General features: G+C 71.2%; 15 protein-coding genes. 6 read left to right on the top strand and 9 right to left on the bottom strand.

Translation table 11 applies throughout. The features are described 5' to 3' along the window. Window positions 1-14 precede the first annotated feature (14 nt). From AC1DMN_RS11315 to AC1DMN_RS11295, 5 genes are all read right to left on the bottom strand, one after another. Complete coding sequence (locus AC1DMN_RS11315) at window positions 15-437, bottom strand: organic hydroperoxide resistance protein (RefSeq protein WP_440734221.1); 423 nt, start codon at window positions 435-437, stop codon at window positions 15-17. 41 nt (window positions 438-478) lie between these two features. Further along, complete coding sequence (locus AC1DMN_RS11310) at window positions 479-928, bottom strand: MarR family winged helix-turn-helix transcriptional regulator (protein WP_477230308.1); 450 nt, start codon at window positions 926-928, stop codon at window positions 479-481. 224 nt (window positions 929-1,152) lie between these two features. Further along, window positions 1,153-1,593, bottom strand: coding sequence for a YdeI/OmpD-associated family protein (locus AC1DMN_RS11305; protein ID WP_477230309.1), 441 nt, complete (start codon window positions 1,591-1,593; stop codon window positions 1,153-1,155). 10 nt (window positions 1,594-1,603) lie between these two features. Then, window positions 1,604-2,092 carry an SRPBCC family protein gene (locus AC1DMN_RS11300; protein WP_477230310.1) on the bottom strand — a complete coding sequence of 163 codons (489 nt, stop codon included), beginning with the start codon at window positions 2,090-2,092 and terminating at the stop codon, window positions 1,604-1,606. Next, window positions 2,092-2,628, bottom strand: coding sequence for a MarR family winged helix-turn-helix transcriptional regulator (locus AC1DMN_RS11295; protein ID WP_477230311.1), 537 nt, complete (start codon window positions 2,626-2,628; stop codon window positions 2,092-2,094). Before AC1DMN_RS11295 ends, AC1DMN_RS11300 begins: the two co-directional genes overlap by 1 nt. Before the next feature lie 220 nt (window positions 2,629-2,848). Here AC1DMN_RS11295 and AC1DMN_RS11290 point away from each other — a divergent pair, with 220 nt between their 5' ends. Genes AC1DMN_RS11290 through AC1DMN_RS11280 form a run of 3 tightly spaced genes read left to right on the top strand, consistent with a single transcriptional unit; the run spans window position 2,849 to window position 6,389 of the window. Beyond that, window positions 2,849-3,625, top strand: coding sequence for an electron transfer flavoprotein subunit beta/FixA family protein (locus AC1DMN_RS11290; RefSeq protein ID WP_477384230.1), 777 nt, complete (start codon window positions 2,849-2,851; stop codon window positions 3,623-3,625). 2 nt (window positions 3,626-3,627) lie between these two features. Continuing rightward, window positions 3,628-4,608, top strand: a complete 981-nt coding sequence (locus AC1DMN_RS11285; RefSeq protein ID WP_477384228.1) for an electron transfer flavoprotein subunit alpha/FixB family protein — start codon at window positions 3,628-3,630, stop codon at window positions 4,606-4,608. Window positions 4,609-4,610: 2 nt separating this feature from the next. Next, window positions 4,611-6,389, top strand: a complete 1,779-nt coding sequence (locus AC1DMN_RS11280; RefSeq protein WP_477384226.1) for a cytochrome b/b6 domain-containing protein — start codon at window positions 4,611-4,613, stop codon at window positions 6,387-6,389. Between the two features lie 251 nt (window positions 6,390-6,640). On the opposite strand, the gene AC1DMN_RS11275 is transcribed toward AC1DMN_RS11280, so the two are convergent. Then, entirely contained in the window at window positions 6,641-7,147 is a 507-nt protein-coding gene (locus AC1DMN_RS11275; RefSeq protein ID WP_440734213.1) for a GNAT family N-acetyltransferase, read from the bottom strand. A 141-nt stretch (window positions 7,148-7,288) separates the two neighbouring features. Between AC1DMN_RS11275 and AC1DMN_RS11270 the strand changes: the two genes are divergently transcribed. Together AC1DMN_RS11270 and AC1DMN_RS11265 are read left to right on the top strand one after the other, a co-directional pair. Further along, a complete protein-coding gene (locus AC1DMN_RS11270) occupies window positions 7,289-7,852 on the top strand; it encodes an acyl-CoA thioesterase (protein WP_477230314.1) in 564 nt (187 codons plus the stop codon). Window positions 7,853-7,928: 76 nt separating this feature from the next. Beyond that, window positions 7,929-9,311: a hypothetical protein gene (locus AC1DMN_RS11265; protein ID WP_477230315.1), complete on the top strand. Its 1,383-nt coding sequence runs from the start codon at window positions 7,929-7,931 to the stop codon at window positions 9,309-9,311. Window positions 9,312-9,329: 18 nt separating this feature from the next. Here the strand turns inward: AC1DMN_RS11265 and AC1DMN_RS11260 are convergent, their stop codons facing one another. From AC1DMN_RS11260 to AC1DMN_RS11250, 3 genes are read right to left on the bottom strand one after another with little or no spacing between them, the layout of a single operon-like run. Beyond that, window positions 9,330-9,896 carry a hypothetical protein gene (locus AC1DMN_RS11260; protein ID WP_477230316.1) on the bottom strand — a complete coding sequence of 189 codons (567 nt, stop codon included), beginning with the start codon at window positions 9,894-9,896 and terminating at the stop codon, window positions 9,330-9,332. Next, entirely contained in the window at window positions 9,893-10,510 is a 618-nt protein-coding gene (locus AC1DMN_RS11255) for a hypothetical protein (RefSeq protein ID WP_477230317.1), read from the bottom strand. Before AC1DMN_RS11255 ends, AC1DMN_RS11260 begins: the two co-directional genes overlap by 4 nt. Then, window positions 10,507-11,196: a hypothetical protein gene (locus tag AC1DMN_RS11250; protein ID WP_477230318.1), complete on the bottom strand. Its 690-nt coding sequence runs from the start codon at window positions 11,194-11,196 to the stop codon at window positions 10,507-10,509. The genes AC1DMN_RS11255 and AC1DMN_RS11250 overlap by 4 nt, the downstream gene beginning before the upstream one ends. A 121-nt stretch (window positions 11,197-11,317) precedes the next feature. Here AC1DMN_RS11250 and AC1DMN_RS11245 point away from each other — a divergent pair, with 121 nt between their 5' ends. Continuing rightward, on the top strand, window positions 11,318-15,235 hold the full coding sequence (locus AC1DMN_RS11245) for a proline dehydrogenase family protein (protein ID WP_477384224.1): 3,918 nt from the start codon (window positions 11,318-11,320) through the stop codon (window positions 15,233-15,235). Window positions 15,236-15,285: the final 50 nt, after the last annotated feature.

Raw genomic sequence — 15,285 nt, 5'->3', positions numbered from 1 at the left:
TCCGTGACCGCGGGTCAATCCTCGGAGACGACGACTGTCACCTCGATGTTCCCGCGGGTCGCATTCGAGTACGGGCAGACCTGGTGCGCGGCGTCGGCGAGAGCCTGGGCCTGGGCCTGCTCGAGCCCGGGGAGGACGACCTCGAGGCGCACCGCGAGCTGATAGCCGCCCTGGCCGTTCGGGCCGATCTGCACGCGGCCGGCGACGGAGGAATCGGCGATCGACACCTTCTGCGCACGGGCCACGGAATGGAGCGCGGAGTGGAAGCACGCGCTGTATCCGGCGGCGAAGAGCTGCTCGGGGTTGGCGCCGTCGCCGGAGCCGCCCATCTCGCGGGGGATCGCCAGGTCCAGCTCGACGCGGCGGTCGGTCGTGACGACGCGGCCGTTGCGGCCGGCTCCGGTTGCGATGGCTTCGGCGGTGTAGAGGACGTCCATGGGTGATCTCCTTCGGATCGATGTGGGGGTGGTCGAATGGGTCACGGCTGCGGCGCGCGGCCGGCGGCGACGGCGTGCATGGATGACGAGATCGTGTGCAGTCTGCGGATGAGGTCTTCGGCGCTCGTGCGATCGGGAAGGGCGAAGCCCTCGGCGATCTGACGGGGGATCTCGCGGAGCTCCTCGCGCAGACGAACGCCGTGAGCGGTCAAGCCGATCGAGACGACCCGCTCATCGGGGGAGCGACGTTCGCGCACGATCAGATCGTTGCTCTCCATGCGGCGCAGAAGAGGCGACAGCGTGCCGGAGTCGAGCTGCAGGCGATCGCCGAGCGACGAGACCGTCTGCTCGCCGTCCAGCCACAGGGTCACGAGCACCAGGTACTGCGGATAGGTGAGGCCCCACGGTTCGAGCAGGACGCGATAGGCCTGGGTCGTCGCGCGGGTCGCCGCGTAGAGCGCGAAGCACACCATCTCGTCGGTTGCAGCCATGCCGCAAGCATTGCACACAAGTTAGTTGTGCACAACTTAACTGACCGCGCGTGCGGGGTGGTCCCGCCGGCATCCGTGGACGACTCGTACGGTTCGCACCGTCGGCGATCGGGCTCGATGCTTTGTACGCGGGAAAGCCGCAATTCGCGACCACTGAACGGGCTGCGGGTGAGGGGTGCGGCTTCGGGGTTTGAGGAGCAGTCTTCGGGCGGGCGGACCCGCTGTCAGCTGCGCAGCTCGTCCAGGGCCTTGGCGATGCGGCGGTCGCGGGTCTCCGCCTGCTTGGCATCGGCGACGGAGCGTGCGATCTCCTTGCGACGGGTGAAGCTGAGTGCGTCGTAGGCGGCGGTCAGCCCGGCGTCGGTGAGGGCGGACGCCAGCGCCTCGGGCACGTCGACCGTGCGCTCGGCGACATCCGGCGTGATCACCGCGTCGAACTCTTCGTCGAGTTCGATGCCTATCGCGGCACGGTTCGCCTTGCTGAAGCCGATGAGGTTCTGTCCGCCCATCCGCGAGAGCCGCAGCCGCGCAGAGTTCCCGCCGATGGTCACCACGACGGGGAACGCCTTCGCCGAGCTGAGTTCGGCGACCTGTGCGTCGGTGAGCACGATCGCTCCCGCCGATCCCTTGGACATGAGGGTGGTACGGATCCGCAGTTCGGTCATGCGCGTCAGCCTACGGCGCGAGCGCCAGGGCGGCGAGGGTGTCGCCCCGCTGCTGGATGAGCCGGACCAGGTACCGCCTCATGACGAGCGCGTCGACGATCCGCCCGATCGGGCCGAACGGCGAGCGGAACACGATCTCGTCGCGCATGAGGGTCGCGTGCTCGCCGGGGCGTTCGGGAGTCCCCGGAGTCGGAGCGGGAGCCGGCTCGAAGGTGTGCCGGTGCCGGAACTCGGCGAACGGGCCGCGGATCTGCCGGTCCGAGAACGTGTGCGGCGCGTCCACGTCGAACACCAGCGAGGTCATCCGAAAGCGGATCCCGAAGTGCCGGGCGTCCCAGGTGACCGTGTCGCCCTCGGTCATCCGGCCGGAGCGCACGCCGTCGGCGATGCGCTCGTCGTGCGTCACCATCGAGTCGACGTGCACGCCGACGTCGAGGGAGAGGGCGAACACCCGCTCGACGGGTGCGGCGATCGTCCGCTCCAGGACGAACGATCCCATCAGAGCGGATCCGGCTGTGGACGCGGGTCCGCGAAGTCCCCGGCGGCCTTGCGCATCCGCGCCACGATCGCGACGAGATCCGCGCCGTCCTCGGGGGTGATCCCCGGATCTACGAACACCTCGTCGTTGAGCGCCGTCGTGGCCCGTTCGACGAGCTCGCGACCGGTCTCGGTGAGCTCCAGCAGGGCGGCGCGGCCGTCGTGCGGGTCGCGGTGCCTGGCAATGAGGCCGTCGCGGACCAGGCGGTCCGCCGTGCTGGAGACGCTCGTCGCATGCACCTGCAGACGCGCGACCACGCTCGACAGCGGCAGGGTGCCCGTGCGGCTGAAGGCGAGCAGTCGCAGCACCTCGTAGCGCGCGAAGGACAGTGCGAACGGKCGCAGAGTGGCATCCACCCGGGCGAGCAGCAGCTGCTGGGCCCGCATGACCGATGTGACCAGCGACATGCCGTCGGCGGCGTGGTCCCAGCCGTGCGCGAGCCACTGCCTCTTCGCCTCGGCGAGAGGGTCGACGGGCAGCGGATGCGGACGGGCCATTCCCCTACGTTACCGGGGCGGGAAACGGATCCTCGTCGGCTCGCTGGCACCCGAAAGGCGCCGTCGAGGGCGCGAAGGGCGGTGGCCACGGTCTCGGTGCGCCGTGTGGCGCGAGCGTGGCCGGCCTGTCTTGCCTGGTGAGACTGAATGTCACCGAGTGTGAGATCGAATTCCACAACTCTCGCCCGCTAGACTCGTCGCAAGCGCAAACGGAGGTTCGATGAAGATCTACGTCCTGGTGAAAGAGGTTCCCGATACGTACGGGGATCGCAAGCTCGACCTGGATACGGGTCTGGCGGACCGCGGCGCGGGGGAGGTCGTGCTCGACGAGATCACCGAGCGCGCTCTCGAGGTCGCACTGAGCTACGCCGACGCGAACCCCGGGACCGAGGTCGTGGCGCTGTCGATGGCTCCCGAGTCGGCGACCGCATCGATCCGGCGGGCCCTCGCGATCGGCGCCGGATCCGCGGTGCACGTCGTCGACGCAGAGCTGCACGGCGCTGACCTGGGCCTGACCGCGGCGGTGCTCGCGGCGGCGATCCGGCGCGGCGAGCCCGACCTGGTCATCACCGGAAATCTCTCCACGGATGGATCCGGGGGAGTGATCCCGGCGATGCTCGCCGAGCATCTCGGCTTCGCGCAGGCGACCGCGCTCAGTGCTGTGGCGATCGCGACCGACGCCGTGACGGGCACGCGCGCGACGGACTTCGGATCCCAGCAGGTGAGCGCGCCGCTGCCCGCCGTGATCTCGATCACCGAGGCGCTGCCCGACGCGCGCTTCCCCAACTTCAAGGGCATCATGGCGGCCAAGAAGAAGCCGCTGGAGGTGCTCTCGCTGGCCGACCTCGGTGTGAGCGCCGACCCGGCGGAGGCGCCGCAGACCATCCTCACAGCCGTGRCCGAGAAGCCGCCGCGCGCGGCAGGCGTGAAGATCACGGATGAGGGCGACGCGGCCGCGCAGCTCGTCGAGTTCCTCGCGCAGAACAGGCTGGTGTGATCATGGCGTACCCCTCCGACTCGATTCTTGTGCTCGTGGATGTGACTCCGGCGGGTGCGGCAGCGCCCTCGACCGCGGGCCTGCTCGGCGCTGCGGCGCAACTGGGTTCCCCGGTCGCGCTCGTGGCCGCTCCCGCCGGCACCGCGCAGGCGGCGGTGGACGCCGCCACCGCCGCCGGCGCAMAGGTGGTGCTGACTGCGGACGTCGATGCCGGATCCGTCACCGTCCCCGTGGTCGATGCGCTGCAGGCCGCGTACCGCGAGGTCGGCCCGGACGCGGTGCTCGTGTCGAACTCGATCGCCGGCCGCGACGCCGCGGCGCGGCTCGCCGTGCGCGAGCGCCTGGCGCTGTCCGTCGACGCGATCGGGGTCTCCCGCGACGACGAGGGCGTGGTGGCGCACCACTCGGTCTACGGCGGGGCGTTCCTCACCGACTCCGCTCCCACGTTCGGCGCCCCCGTGATCACGGTGCGTCAGGGCGCGATCGACGCGCGTGCGGAGGCCGTGGCCGATGCTCGTGTCGAGGCGCTCGCGGTGGAGCCGTCGGGAGCCCCGGCGGCCACGGGTGAGCCGATCGAGGCCGTCGAGGCGGTGTCGTCCCGGCCTGAGCTGCGCGGCGCCAAGGTCGTCGTCTCGGGTGGACGCGGGCTCGGATCCAAGGAGAACTTCTCCCTCGTCGAGGATCTGGCCGATGAGCTCGGCGGCGCGATCGGCGCCTCCCGCGCCGCGGTCGACGCCGGGTACATCCCTTATGCGCACCAGGTGGGCCAGACCGGCGTCTCGGTCTCGCCACAGCTGTACATCGCGCTCGGCATCTCCGGGGCGATCCAGCACCGTGCCGGCATGCAGACCGCCAAGACGATCGTCGCGATCAACAAGGATCCGGAATCGCCGATCTTCGACGTGGCGGACTTCGGCATCGTGGGCGATCTGTTCACGGTCGTGCCGCAGGTGATCGAACAGCTGCGCGCACGGAAGAAGTAGCGATGGCGACGTTGCGCAGGGGACTGCCCCGCACCCGTGGCGGCGAGGCCTGGCCTCCCGCCGGGGTTGCCGTCGCGGGCGCCCTCGGCACCGCCGCGCCCGGCGATGAGCGCGTCCTCGAGATGGATTCCGCTGCTCCGGGCCTCCCCGAAGCTGCGGAATCCATCTCCCTGGCGCACGGCGCGGCAGCGGGGATGGAAAACGCCGCTCCGAGGGCCGGAGAGGCAGCGGAATCCATCTCGGCGTCTGCAGATCCGGCGCGCGATGCCGGCGCCGGCGCGACAGCAGGCGGATCCACGCTCCGCCGGGGACTCCCGCGGGTGACCGGGGGCGACCCGTGGCCGCCCGCCGGTGCCCTGGCGGCGGGCGCCGCAGCGTCGAGTGGCGCGACGAACGCGTCTGTTCGGGCGACGCTCGATCGGGAGGACGATACTTGGGGTGCAGCGGGAGCTCCGCACCCCCTTTCCCCGGCCGTCGCCCCGGCCGCGGCCACCGTCGATCCCGCGGCGTCTGCACTCGACGCCCCCTCGGCGATCTCGACCGCGGGCGCGTCTGCGCCGGAATCCGGATCCGCCCTGCGCCGCGGACTGCCGCGCGTCGTCGGAGGGGAGCCATGGCCCCCGGCAGGGACGGCTGTGGTGATCGGGAAGGTCGTCGAACCGGTGGCCACCCGCTCCCCGATGGAGGAGACCGCCGCCATCGCGACCGACCTCGTATCCGATGCGGCAGCGGCAGCGGCAGCGGCATCGGCACTGGCCACGGCACCGGCAGTGCCCACGACCGTCGTCGCCACGCGCCCGGACGTGTCCGCGCCGCTGCCGTTCACCCGGACGGTCTGGAACGGCTCGGCCCCGCGCCACCTCGCGGCAGAGCCCGCGCGGTCGAGGCCCCGCCCGACCTGGCCGCAGGCGATCGGCGGGCTGTTCGCCGCAGCGGGACTCGCGGTGCTCGCGGGCGCCGCGATCGCGATCGTGCGGGCGTTGTGCAGCCTGCCGTTCATGCAGGACTTCCTCGCGACCTACCCGGGCGAGTACCACCTGCCCGCGGGCGCGCCCGTCGGCATCCCCGGCTGGATCGGCTGGCAGCACTTCTTCAACGTGTTCCTGATGACGCTGATCATCCGCTCCGGTCTGCGCGTGCGCAGCGAGAAGCGGCCGACCGCGTTCTGGACGCCACGCGGCAACCCGAAGGGCAAGATCAGCCTCACGCTGTGGTTCCACCAGGGTCTCGATCTGCTCTGGATCATCAACGGCGTGATCTTCGTGGTGCTGCTGTTCGTCACGGGGCAGTGGATGCGGATCGTGCCGACGAGCTGGGACGTGTTCCCGAACGCGCTCTCCGCCGCGCTCCAGTACGTCTCCTTCGACTGGCCGACCGAGAMCGGCTGGGTGAACTACAACAGCCTGCAGCAGCTCGCCTACTTCACGATCGTGTTCCTCGCCGCACCCGTCGCGATCGCCACGGGGTTCCGGATGTCGGGGCTGTGGCCGAAGAAGGCGGAGGGCCTGTCGAAGGCGTATCCGATCGAGATCGCCCGCGCGGTGCACTTCCCGACGATGCTGTTCTTCACGGCGTTCATCGTGGTGCACGTGGCGCTCGTGCTGCTCACCGGCATGCTGCGCAACCTGAACCACATGTTCGCCGCGCAGGACGCGGTGACCTGGACCGGCTTCTGGGTGTTCGTGCTCTCGCTCGTCGTGATCGCCGGCGGGTGGGCCGCCGCCCGGCCGCTCGTGCTCGCCCCCATCGCGAAGATGTTCGGCCAGGTCTCAGGCCGCTGACCGGCAGCACCCGATGGAGCGTCGGGTCCGTCTTCACCCCCTCGTGCGGCCGCATCCCAGAGGGGGTAAAGACGCTCAGAGGGGGTAAACGCGTTGACGGAGTACCCCGGGCAGTGCACCCCGCGGCGGCGCATGCCGGGCTCGGATCCGCATCGACGCCCCTCGCAGCATCGAGGCCCCCTCCGAGAAGCGATCCCCTGTGGGGGCGCGGATGCTCGGAGGGGGCCTCGACGCAGAGGCGCTGAGAGGAGTCAGCGCACGAAGCGGACTTCCTTGATGGTCTCGCCGAGGAACGGCTCCTGCTGCGACGCGCCGTCCAGGACGAAGCCGTTGCGCACGTAGAAGCGGTGCGCGCGGGGGTTGTCCTCGGCCACCCAGAGGTAGCTGTGCTCGCCGGCGGCCACGGCCGCCTCGAAGAGGCGCTGGCCGATGCCGGTGCCGTGCCAGGCGTCCAGCAGGTAGATGAAGTAGAGCTCGCGCTCGGCCGGCGGGTTCTCGTCACGGGCCGGGCCGGATCCGACGAAGCCCACGATCTCGCCGTCGACGAGCGCCGCGCTCATGCGGTACTCCTCGCCCTGGGAGGCCCAGTGCGTCCACAGTTCGGCGAGGCGCTTGGGCGAGACGGCCTCGAGCGTCGCGGTGCTGATCAGGTGGTCGTAGGTCTCGTGCCAGCACTTCGCGTGCACACGGCCGAGGGCTTCGGCATCGACATCGCGAACAGGCCGGACGGTGACGGTGGGAAGGGCTTCGGCGCTCATGTTCGTGACTCTACGCGCGCCGTGCGCTGAGGAGAAATCGGGCGTTACGGGCTCGTTTCGCCGCGTGACACGGTGTGCCGTGACTGTGCGGATCCGACAATCGATTCCTGGGATCCGTGCCGGATTCACTACGCTCCCGGTGTGAACGTGATCTGGCGCACCCTGCTCGTCATCCTCTCCGCCCGCCGGCGCTCCCGTCGGGGACAGGCCCTGGCGGCGACGGCCGTCGGGCGGATCCGTCTCACCACGCTGCCGACGGATCTGGACATCCTGCGGCACATGAACAACGGCCGGTATCTGTCGCTGTTCGACCTCGGCCGGTGGGACCTGCTGATCCGCACGGGTCTGTTCGACGCCATGAAGGAGCGCGGCTGGTACGCCGTGGTCTCGAGCGAGACGATCACCTTCCGCAAGTCGCTCGAACTGTGGCAGCGCTTCGACGTGGAGTCCCGGTTCATCGGACACGACGACAAGGCCCTGTTCATGGAGCACCGCGCGGTCGTCGACGGCGAGGTCTACGCCAAGGTGATCGTGCGCGCACGCATGCTGCGCCGCACCGGCGGAACGGTCTCGCACGAGGAGTTCTTCGGAGCCCTGGGCCGCCCGGAAGACGTGCCGGGCGTCGAGGACTGGATCCACGACTGGGCCGCAGCGTCCGCATTGCCTCCGACGAAGGCCCCGGCGCCGAGCGTCTGGGCGGACTGAGCGCTGCGACTCGAACCAGCGCACGAGGCCGGATCCTCCTCGCGAGGGCGGCGCGCTCGCACGCTAATCTGAGCGCGTGGGGGCGATACTTCGGACGACCGGCCGGGTGCTGTGGATGCGGTGGCCTGCGCTGCTGGCCTGGTATCTCGCGGGAATCCTCGTGCACTACGCGGTGAACGAGGTCGCCGGCGTCGTGGGCGCGTACACCTCGGTCGGCGGACTGCTGATCCTCCCGATCGCCGTGCTCGCGCGCCTCATCAGCCTGGTCGGGATGCTGCTCGTCATGCGCGACGGCCTGCGCGCGCTGCAGAGCGTCGCGCCGGTGCCCGAGACGGCCGCGGAACGGCGGCGCAGTTTCCTCACGGCTCTGCTGGCGAGCATCCTGCCCTTCTTCGCGGTGTACGCCGCGCAGGGCCTGCTGCGCGAGGACATCCAGGCCTACGGACTGCGCGCACTCGCGAAGAACACCGAGGAGATCGGGGCCACCCTCGGCACCGACCGCACCTTCGACCCGGGCGACAACGTGCTCGAGCTGTCGTTCAACGTCTGGACGGTGCTCGTCATCGTCGTGGCCTTCGCCGCGCGCTGGGCCTGGGGCCGCTGGGCGAACAGGCTCCCTCGGGTGCTGGCCCTGCTCGCCGTGTACTGCGAGGTCGTCTGGGTGTTCTTCTCCGTGCTGCTGCTGAAGGACATCACCGATGCCGTAACCGCCTGGATCGACACGCGTGCGGCCATGGCGTGGCTCGGAGAGGCGCGCGCGACGCTCGCAGGCTGGCTGCCTCCCCTCGTCTGGCTCGGGGACGGCGTCGGCTGGCTGATCGGCCAGGCGGGGCCGGTGCTCCTCGCGCCGCTGGCATGGCTCACGGTCGCCGGAGTCGTCTACGGGCAGGCGATCGTGGCGGAGAAGCTGCAGATCCAGCACAGGCTCATCACGCAGATGCATGAGCGCGTCGCGCGGGTGCCCAACCCGGTGATGCGGCGGCTGCGCGACCTCGGCGCCGAACTCGGTTCGCGCTTCCTCCCGATCTGGCGCGCGATCCTGCTGATGTGGCGCGCCGGGCCCCTCATCATCGCGTCGTATGCGCTGCTCCACACGGTCATCGTGGTGGCGCAATCGTGGCTGCGCTACGGGGTGAGCCGCTGGTTCGGGCCGCACGACCTCGATCTCTTCTGGAACGTGTACTGGCCGGTGATCTTTCTCATCCCGCCGCTGATCATGGAGCCGATCCGCCTCGCCGTGGTGGCCGGCGCCTACGACACCACGTTCGGGATGCTGCGGCGCGCGCAGCAGGCGCGCACCGATGCGGCCGCGCCTACGACGGAGGACGAGGTCGACGCCGCGGCGATCACCGCCGCCGCGGGGGTGCTGCCCACGGCCGCTCCGCGCGAACCCGCGTCGTCGCGGACCACGGCGCTGCCGCCCGGCGCGCCGGTGCCACCGGCCGTGCCACCGGCCTGACCGGGGCCGCCACCGGACTCAGGGATCGATGCTGAAGCGCACGTACTTCGACTTCGCGGAGAGCGGCTCCACATCGACCCAGAACGGGCCCTCCACATCGTCCGGGACGACGTAGGGGAGGACCAGCTCGTAGCGCTCGGCCTTCTCGCCCTCGAGCGTCGGCACGCAGTCCTCGGGCTCGTCGTCGTTCCACAGCAGCCCGAGCTCGGTGCGCGCCGTCAGCCAGACCCGCCCCGTGCTGTTCTGGACCAGCTTGGGCGACCAGCATCCCGGACCCTTGTCGCCCGTGGGATCCACCGGAACGCCGACGAGGATGAGCTTCGCGTTCGGGGGCATGTCGAGTCCGGAGGTGTCGGCGACCTCCTTGAAGCGCACCGGACCCCAGGTCGCGCCCTGCAGCTCCACGGTGCCAGAATTCCCGGGCTCCACGGCCCAGACCGGCTGGCCCGAGCCGGGGAACGCGTGATCCCATTTCCACCAGCCGATGCCGAGCACCGTCGCCGGCAGCAGCACCACCAGCACGCCGAGGCTGAGGAGGTTGCTGCGCCACCAACCCCGCCGGACGGGGGTCGCGTCGTCCGTCATCGCGCCCACCCCTCCGGGTCGAGGGTGACCTCGTTCTGCATCGCGACCTGATCGAGATCGACCACGACCTCGATCACGCCGTCGGCGTCCGTGTCGTAGTCCACCGCGAACTCCAGGGTCGCGGTGCCCTCCAGGGACCCAGGGGGCACCTCGAAGGCGATGCTCCCGTGCCGCGGGACGCCGGTGATCAGCACCATGTTCCGGGCGCTCTCGCCGCGCTCCGTGGCGGAGTACGTGCGGTCGCCGAGGTGCAGGTTCGAGGTGGCCAGCAGGGTTCCGAACTGGTCCACGACGGCGGCGGCATCGAAATCGACGACGAGCCACGTGCCATCCGCATGCCAGCGATCGCCGTCGGATACCAAGCGCGCTGCGCGGACGCGGGTGACCGTCACCGCCAGATTCCGGGTGGTGGCGCGCTCACCGACCGTCGTGGTGCTGACGAAGCTGTCGTAGGGAGCGTCGTCGGGTTTCTGCACCTGGGTGAGCCCCCATGCCGCGACGACCAGGACGACCGATAGCGCCCAGACCCCTGCGATGTGCCAGCGATTCCGCGCCGGCGGGGTGGGGGGAGACGGTGGGACCACGGGTGAGGCGGGGAGCGGTGGAGCGGTCACGGCGTCGCCTCCTCCTCGGCCGGCACCTGGTCCACGGTGACCACCGCGTAGGCGCCGGTGCGGACGTCGGACCAGTAGTCGCCCATCGTGAAGAGCTGGCCGACGTAGTGCGTCGAGTCCGGCAGTGCGACGCGGATCTCGTCTCCGCGGGCGACCTGGGCCTCATCCACCACCCAGGCGACCCGCACCCGGGTGGCGACATCCGGCTGAAGATAGGAGACATTGCTGCCATCGACGACCCGGTTGGCGTTGAACCCCTGAAGGGCGACGTCCTTCACGGCGATGCCCTCGAGCGTGTCCTTCTCGGATGCGCTGCGGGGCTTGTCGAACTTGTTCGTGACATCGAGGACGACGACCAGCGTGCGCTGCCCCTCTGCCGGGTAGAGGTTCGTGCCACGCACCTCGCCGCCGATCGCCGCGCTGACGACCGACATGTCGAGGTCGGATCCGACATAGTGCTGACCGACCTGCAGCTCCGGCGGCGGCGCCTTCGGCACCTCCGCGAGCCCGCCGAAGGCCGCCGTGGAGGCGAGCAGGACGGCACCGGCGCCGCTGATCAGCCAGCCCGTCGGCAGGCGGTCCGCCATCTTCCGCGCCCACGCTGTGGCACGGGCCTCCGACGCCGCGCGCGTCGCGGCGTCCGCGACGGCCGGCGGCGCGGCCTCCGCCTCGTCCTCTTCCCCCACGAGCACAGCATATAGAGAGGCGCGGAGGGCGTGCCGCCCTGCCGTGGACGGTGAGGAGCGCCATGCTGGAGGGGAGCACTCCGCGCCCATCCCGACGGCGCGGGGAGGGAAGGACGAACCGATGCCGCAGTGGCTGAACGCCGCGGACACCGAGCGTGCGCGCCGGGCCGTCGCCCTCGCCCAGCGCTGGATCGACGAGGCCGCCGCCTCGCACGCGGATCCGGCTGCCGAGCGGCTGGCCGGGGTGCTGCGGGATCCGAACGGGCTGCCGTTCACACTCGGCTTCGTGGATGACGTGATGCGCCCGGAGAGCCTGGGCGCGGCAGCCGCCGGGCTGAACAGGGTGGCTCCGCTCGTGCCCGGGTTCCTGCCCTGGTACCTGCGTGCGGCCGTCCGCGCGGGCGGCCTGGTGGCGCAGGGGCTTCCCGCGCCCACCGTGCCGATCGCCCGCACCGTGCTGCGCGAGATGGTCGGCCACCTCATCGCCGACGCCCGCCCGGCGAAGCTCACCCCGACCATCGCCAAGCTGCGGGCGACCGGTGCGCGCCTGAACCTGAACCTGCTCGGCGAGGCGGTGCTCGGAGAGGACGAGGCGCAGCGGCGCCTGGACGGGATCCACGAGCTCATCCGCCGTGACGACGTCGACTACGTGTCGGTGAAGGTCTCGGCGGTCGTGAGCCGCATCTCGATGTGGGCGTTCGACGAGGTCGTCGAACAGGTCGCCGAGCGGCTGCTGCCGCTGTACCTGACCGCGGCGGGCCCTTCGACAGGCTCAGGGACCGGCCCTTGGTCGAGCCCGAAGAGCCGTCAGACGTTCATCAACCTCGACATGGAGGAGTACCGCGACCTCGACCTCACGATCGCCGTGTTCACCCGGATCCTGGAGGATCCGCGGCTGAAGGATCTGGAGGCGGGCATCGTGCTGCAGGCCTACCTGCCCGATGCGCTGCCGGCGCTGCGCGAGCTGACCGCGTGGGCGAAGGACCGGGTCGACCATGGCGGGGCGCCGATCAAGGTGCGCCTCGTGAAGGGCGCGAACCTCGCGATGGAGCGGGTCGAGGCGGCGCTGCACGGCTGGACGCCCGCGCCCTACGACACCAAGATCGATACTGACGCGAACTACCTGCGCTGCCTGGACGCGGCGCTCACTCCGGAGTCGGTGCGGGCGGTGCGCATCGGCGTCGCAGGGCACAACCTCTTCGACATCGCATACGCCTGGCTGCTCGCCGGCGACCGCGGGGTGCGACCGGACCCGTCCTCTCCCACTGTGGACGTTGAGCGAGGACGCCCGCAGGGCGACCGAGACGAAACGGGGTCACCTGCGGACAACGTTTCGTCTCGCTTCGCTCGCTCAACGACCGATGGCACCGGATCCGGCTCCGCCCCGATCGAGTTCGAGATGCTGCTCGGCATGGCGCAGGGGCAGGTCGAGGCGGTGAGTCGCGAGGTCGGGCATGTGCTGCTGTACGTGCCGGTCGTGAAGCCGCGCGAGTTCGACGTCGCGATCAGCTACCTCGTGCGGCGCCTCGAGGAGACCGCCTCCCCGGAGAACTTCCTGTCCGCGGCGTTCCGCCTGCATGAGGATCCGGATGCCCTGGACCGCGAGGTCAACCGGTTCGCGCTGTCGCTCGAGCGCTCCGCCGACCCTGCGCTGCCCGCGCGCCCGCGCCGCCGCCAGAACCGGCTCGCCCCGGTCCACGAGTCCGCCGCGCTCACCACGGATCCGGATGCGGAATCCGCCGCACTCACCCAGGCGGTGCTCGGCATCGCCGAGGCCGTGGACCCCGGCGACACCTTCGTCGAGACGGCCGTGTTCGCGGCGCGCGAGGACGAGTCCGCCGTCGCGGCAGGCGCTCCCGGCTTCCGCAACGCCGTCGACACCGACCCGGCGTTGCCGGCGAACCGGGAGTGGGTGCGCGAGATCCTCGCCCGCATCCCCGTCTCCACCGCCGGCGACGGACTCGTGCGGAGTGCGCGTGTGACCGAGGAGGCGGAGCTGGAGCGGATCCTGTCCCGGGTGCGCGCCGCGGCCGGCGCCTGGGGCGCGCGACCCGCGGCCGAGCGCGGCGAAGTGCTGCTGCGGGCCGCCGCGGTGCTCGAGTCGCGCCGTGCCGAGCTCATCGAGGTCGCGGCAGCAGAGACGGGCAAGGTGGTCTCCGAGGGTGACATCGAGGTCAGCGAGGCCGTCGACTTCGCGCGCTACTACGCGGCCAAGGCCCGCGAGCTCGACGCGATCCCCGGAGCCGCGTTCGTGCCGTCCCGGGTCACCGTGGTCGCTCCGCCCTGGAACTTCCCGCTCTCGATCCCCGCGGGCGGCGTGCTCGCCGCGCTCGCTGCGGGATCCGGCGTCGTGTTCAAGCCGGCTCCGCAGGCGCGGCGCTCGGCGGCGGTGATCGCCGCGGCGCTCTGGGATGCGGGGATCCCGCGCGACCTGCTCGCCTTCGTCGACATCTCCGAGGGCGAACTCGGCCGGCAACTCATCGCGCACGCCGACGTCGACCGGGTGATCCTCACCGGATCCTTCGAGACCGCCGCGCTGTTCCGCAGCTGGCGGCACGACCTGGCGTTGCACGCGGAGACGAGCGGGAAGAACGCGATCGTGATCGCCCCGTCGGCGGATCTGGATCTCGCCGTCGCCGACCTCGTGAAGAGCGCGTTCGCGCATGCAGGGCAGAAGTGCTCCGCCGCATCGCTGGCGATCCTGGTCGGCCCCGTGGGGCGGTCGAAGCGGTTCGCCCGCCAGCTGGTCGACGCGACCCGGTCCCTGCACGTCGCCTGGCCCGAGGATCCGCGCGCCGAGGTCGGGCCGGTCATCGAGCCGCCCCAGGGCAAGCTGCAGTGGGCGCTCACCGAGCTCGSYCCSGACGAGAAGTGGCTGCTGAAGCCGCGCGAGATCCCCGGATCCGAGGGGCGGCTGTGGACGCCCGGCATCCGCCTCGGCGTGCAGCCGGGGTCGCGCTTCCATCGCGAGGAGTTCTTCGGTCCCGTGCTCGGCGTCATGCACGCCCCGACGCTCGCGCGGGCGGTCGAGCTGCAGAACGCCGTGGACTACGGCCTCACGGCGGGACTGCACACGCAGGATCCGGATGACCTCGCGCTCTGGCTCGACCGCGTGCAGGCCGGCAACCTGTACGTGAACCGCGGCATCACCGGCGCCATCGTGCAGCGCCAGCCCTTCGGCGGCTGGAAGCGCTCCTCGGTCGGCACCGGCGCGAAGGCGGGCGGGCCGAACCACCTGATCGGGCTGGGATCCTGGCGCGACACCGGCGGGGCCGGATCCACGACCCTGCACCTGCGCGGACTGGACTCGCGCATCACCGCGCTCATCGAGGCGGCCCAGCCGTCGCTGGACTACACCGCGTTCGAATGGCTGCGTCGTGCCGCGCTGGCGGACGCGCTGGCGTGGGACCGCGAGTTCGGGCGGGTGCGCGACGTCTCGCGCCTCGGCGTGGAGCGCAATCTGTTCCGTTACCGCTCGGTGCCAGTCGCCGTGCGCGCCACCGGCGAGGCGCCTCTGCGCGCGCTGTTGCGCGTCGCGATCGCGGCGATCCGCGGCGGGGGAGCGTTCACGCTCTCCTCGCCCATCGGCCTGCCCGCCGCGGTGCGCCGCGTGCTGGGCGAAGCCGGCGTCACCGTGTTCGTGGAGAGCGACGCGGAGTGGATCCAGCGGTTCACGGGACCTGCAGCGACGGCGGACGGACCCGTTCCGTTCGGATCCGGTCTGCTCGCGTCGCAGCACCTGCCGGAAGGCCGGGCGGAGAGCGGCGGACATCGCGACGGGAGCGAGAGGGGGGCCGTTGTCGAGGGCGCCCCGCAGCGGCCGAACCGCGTGCGGATCGTGGGAGCGGCGGATGACGTGGCTGCCCTGCACTCTGCGCTCGCCGCGGCGGTGCAGGGGGATCCGGATCTGGCGATCTTCGCCGGCGAGGTGACCACGGCCGGCCGTATCGAGCTGCTGCCCTTCCTGCACGAGCAGGCCATCGCGATCACCGCGCACCGCTACGGCAACCCCGACGACTGGAGCGCGGCGGTGATCTGAGCCGGAGCCGCGGCGTGACGGACACGTCCAGGCTCGGATGAGACAATGGT

It is taken from the genome of Microbacterium sp. 01T413_2 (assembly GCF_056398985.1).
Note: the sequence above shows the minus strand (reverse complement) of the source record. Positions and strands in the feature narration are given on the sequence as shown.

What these genes read in the sequence shown, in the direction of transcription:
- AC1DMN_RS11315 (WP_440734221.1), bottom strand. Translation starts at nt 437, where the DNA reads ATGGACGTCCTCTACACCGCCGAAGCCATCGCAACCGGAGCCGGCCGC.
- AC1DMN_RS11310 (WP_477230308.1), bottom strand. Translation starts at nt 928, where the DNA reads ATGGCTGCAACCGACGAGATGGTGTGCTTCGCGCTCTACGCGGCGACC.
- AC1DMN_RS11305 (WP_477230309.1), bottom strand. Translation starts at nt 1,593, where the DNA reads ATGACCGAACTGCGGATCCGTACCACCCTCATGTCCAAGGGATCGGCG.
- AC1DMN_RS11300 (WP_477230310.1), bottom strand. Translation starts at nt 2,092, where the DNA reads ATGGGATCGTTCGTCCTGGAGCGGACGATCGCCGCACCCGTCGAGCGG.
- AC1DMN_RS11275 (WP_440734213.1), bottom strand. Translation starts at nt 7,147, where the DNA reads ATGAGCGCCGAAGCCCTTCCCACCGTCACCGTCCGGCCTGTTCGCGAT.
- AC1DMN_RS11260 (WP_477230316.1), bottom strand. Translation starts at nt 9,896, where the DNA reads ATGACGGACGACGCGACCCCCGTCCGGCGGGGTTGGTGGCGCAGCAAC.